This window comes from Sphingomonas sp. Leaf38, assembly GCF_001421825.1.
GTDB lineage: Bacteria > Pseudomonadota > Alphaproteobacteria > Sphingomonadales > Sphingomonadaceae > Sphingomonas.
The window spans coordinates 345,588-348,469 of sequence record NZ_LMLD01000012.1 but is presented as its reverse complement, the minus strand read 5'-3'; the positions used below and the strand labels follow the sequence as shown (position 1 = coordinate 348,469).

The 2,882-nt window shown below is 67.7% G+C and carries 3 protein-coding genes; 1 reads left to right on the top strand and 2 read right to left on the bottom strand.

Features of this window, described 5'->3' with window-relative positions:
• Positions 1–87: 87 nt before the first annotated feature.
• Positions 88–990 (bottom strand): prephenate dehydratase, encoded by a 903-nt coding sequence (locus ASE88_RS17130; RefSeq protein WP_056480205.1) that lies wholly within the window; start codon positions 988–990, stop codon positions 88–90.
• A gap of 105 nt (positions 991–1,095) precedes the next feature.
• Between ASE88_RS17130 and ASE88_RS17125 the strand changes: the two genes are divergently transcribed.
• The gene (locus tag ASE88_RS17125; RefSeq protein ID WP_056480203.1) at positions 1,096–1,812 is read left to right on the top strand and encodes a c-type cytochrome; all 717 of its coding nucleotides are present in this window, start codon (positions 1,096–1,098) and stop codon (positions 1,810–1,812) included.
• A 229-nt stretch (positions 1,813–2,041) separates the two neighbouring features.
• Here ASE88_RS17125 and ASE88_RS17120 read toward each other — a convergent pair.
• Positions 2,042–2,882: TIGR00730 family Rossman fold protein (locus ASE88_RS17120; RefSeq protein WP_056480200.1), on the bottom strand; the 841-nt coding region annotated here is incomplete at its 5' end.

Genomic DNA, 2,882 nt, shown 5'->3' with positions numbered 1-2,882 from the left:
GGGCACGGAACAGCGGTTTACCCTTACCTCCCCCTCCGTCAGGCTGTGCCTGCCACCTCCCCCTTGCGGGGGAGGATCAGGATCGGGCTACCCCCGCGTCCGCGCCTGACGGTACGTCCCCAGCACGCGCAGCCACTTCGAATGGAACCCCAATTCCTCCAGCGCATGGTCGAGATTCGCGTCGCCCGGCTTACCCACCACGTCCGCATAGAATTCCGTCGCCGAGAAGCTCCCGTTGCGCTGATAGCTTTCCAGCTTGGTGATATTCACCCCGTTCGTCGCAAAGCCGCCGACCGCCTTGTACAGCGCGGCAGGCACGTTCTTCACCTCGAAGATCAGCGTCGTCATCCATTCGCCCCCGACCGGCTCCTGCGCCGCGGGCGGCTTGCCGCCCCGCGCCAGCACCACGAACCGCGTCGTGTTGTGATCCGCATCGGCGATGTCGGTCGCGAGCAGTTCCAGCCCGTACAATCCGGCTGCCGCGGGCGGCGCGAGCGCGGCGATCGCCGGATCGCCAAGCTCGGCCACGACCGCCGCGGCGCCCGCGGTGTCGGGATAGCTCACCGGCTCGATCCCGTGCGCCTTAAGCCAGTGGCGGCACTGGCCGAGCGCCTGCGGGTGGCTCATCGCCTGGCGGATTCCGTCGCGCGGGCCTGTCCCCATCAGCGCGTGGCGGATCGCCAGAAAATGCTCGCCGGTGATGACCAGCCCCGATTCGGGCAGCAGGAAGTGAATGTCGGCGACGCGACCGTGCAACGAATTCTCGATCGGGATGATCGCGCAATCGGCGCGGCCGTCCTTCACCGCGTCGATCGCGTCCGAGAAGTCGAAACAGGGCAGTGGGAGGCCATCCGGGAACGCCTCGACCGCCGCGACATGGCTGTTGGCGCCCGGCGCGCCCTGGAATGCGACGGCGCGCGCGGGATCGGCAGCGGCGGCTTCTGTCATCCGCGCGACGATCGGACGGGCGGGTGCGGCGAAGTTTTCCATGCGCCGGGCGGGTAATGGGGCCGTGGCGCATGTTCAAGCGCGGCTTGCGGTGCGCGCCCGCCTTTTCTATGGCTGTCCCAAACAGAACAGGGGCGGACGCGCAATATGGACAATCGGACCAATACGATCGCCGGCTGGGTGCTCGCAGGCTGTGGTGCGGCGCTCGGACTGTCGATCGTCGGTGGGATGATGTTCCACGGCGAACGCCCCGAGAAGATGGGCTACGCGATCGAGGGCGTGGTCGAGGAAGGCGCGGGCGGTGCCGCCGCCGACGTGCCGATCGCCTCGCTGCTGCCGACCGCCGACGCTGCCAAGGGCGCCGAAGTGTTCAAGAAGTGCGCCGCCTGCCACACCATCAACCAGGGTGGCGCGAACGGCGTCGGCCCGAACCTGTATGGCACCGTCGGCGAGGAAATCGCCAAGGGCAAGGGCGGGTACGCCTTCTCGGCGGCGCTCGCCGGCGTCGGCGGCAAGTGGGATTTCGACAAGCTCAACGCGTGGCTGACCAGCCCGCGCAAGTTCGCCAACGGCACCAAGATGACGTTCGCGGGCCTTGGCAACGCGCAGGACCGCGCGAACGTGATTCTGTATCTCAACCAGCAGGGCTCGAACCTGCCGCTCCCGGCGGCGCCTGCGGCCGGCGCTGCGCCGGCGGCGAAGGATGAGGCGGCAAAGGATCAGCCCGCGACCGCGAACGCCGCGGAAGCCGCAGCAACCGAGGGCGCCCCCACCGCGGACATCGCCAACACCGGCACGCCCGCCTCCGGCGCGCCGTCGGTCGATCCCGAAGCAGCGCGCAAGGGCGCCCGCTCGGAGAAGTAATGGCTCCAGGCCGGGGTGATCGGCGAGGCCTCATCCTCCCATAGGCAGGGGAGAATGGTTCCAGGATTAGGGGGCGCCGTTTACGGTCCTATCCCGCTCCACTCCGTCATCCCGGCAGAAGCCGGGACCCACGGTTGCGGTCCGCTTCATAAGCGAACGCTCCGTGTCCATGGGTCCCGGCGTGCGCCGGGATGACGGAGAGGGTGGTAGTGGGGAACGGAAGAAAAACTCAGCCCTCCGCCGCGTCCTCCGCAGCCCGCTCGCGGTAGAAGGACTGGACTGCGTCCCACGCCTCGTCCGCGGTTTCGACATAGCGGAAGATCCCGAGATCCTTCTCGCTGACGACGCCTTCCTCGACCAGCGCGTCGAAATTCACGACGCGCTCCCAGAAGGCGCGGCCGAACAGCAGCACCGGGATCGGCTGGATCTTGCCCGTCTGGATCAGCGTCAGCAGCTCGAACAGCTCGTCGAACGTCCCGAACCCGCCCGGAAACGCCGCGAGCGCCCGCGCGTGCAGCAGGAAGTGCATTTTCCGCAGCGCGAAATAATGGAACTGCACCGACAGCGACGGGGTCACATAGGGGTTGGGCGCCTGCTCATGCGGCAGGACGATGTTGAGCCCGATCGATTCGGCGCCGACATCGGTCGCACCGCGATTGGCGGCTTCCATGATCGACGGACCGCCGCCCGAACACACCACGAACTGCCGCCAGCCGCGCTCGTCGCGCGGCAGCACGCTGACCTTGGCGGCGAGCTCGCGCGCGACGTCGTAATATTTCGACTTCTCGACGAGCCGCTCGGCAATCTTCTTCGACTTCTCGTCGGTTGCGAGTTCGAACAGCGCCTTGGCCTTCGAAGGCTCGGGGATCCGCGCCGAGCCGTAGAACACGAAGGTCGAGGCGATCTTCGCCTCCTCGAGGACGAGCTCGGTCTTGAGCAGCTCGAGCTGGAACCGCACCGGGCGCAGGTCTTCGCGGAGCAGGAAGTCCATGTCCTGGAAGGCGAGGCGGTAATGCGGATGCTGGGTCTGCGGCGTCGACGTGATGTCGCGGGCGGTTTCAGCGTCCTGG

Coding starts and splice junctions, on each gene's coding strand:
- ASE88_RS17130 (WP_056480205.1), bottom strand. CDS start 990: ATGGAAAACTTCGCCGCACCCGCCCGTCCGATCGTCGCGCGGATGACA.
- ASE88_RS17125 (WP_056480203.1), top strand. CDS start 1,096: ATGGACAATCGGACCAATACGATCGCCGGCTGGGTGCTCGCAGGCTGT.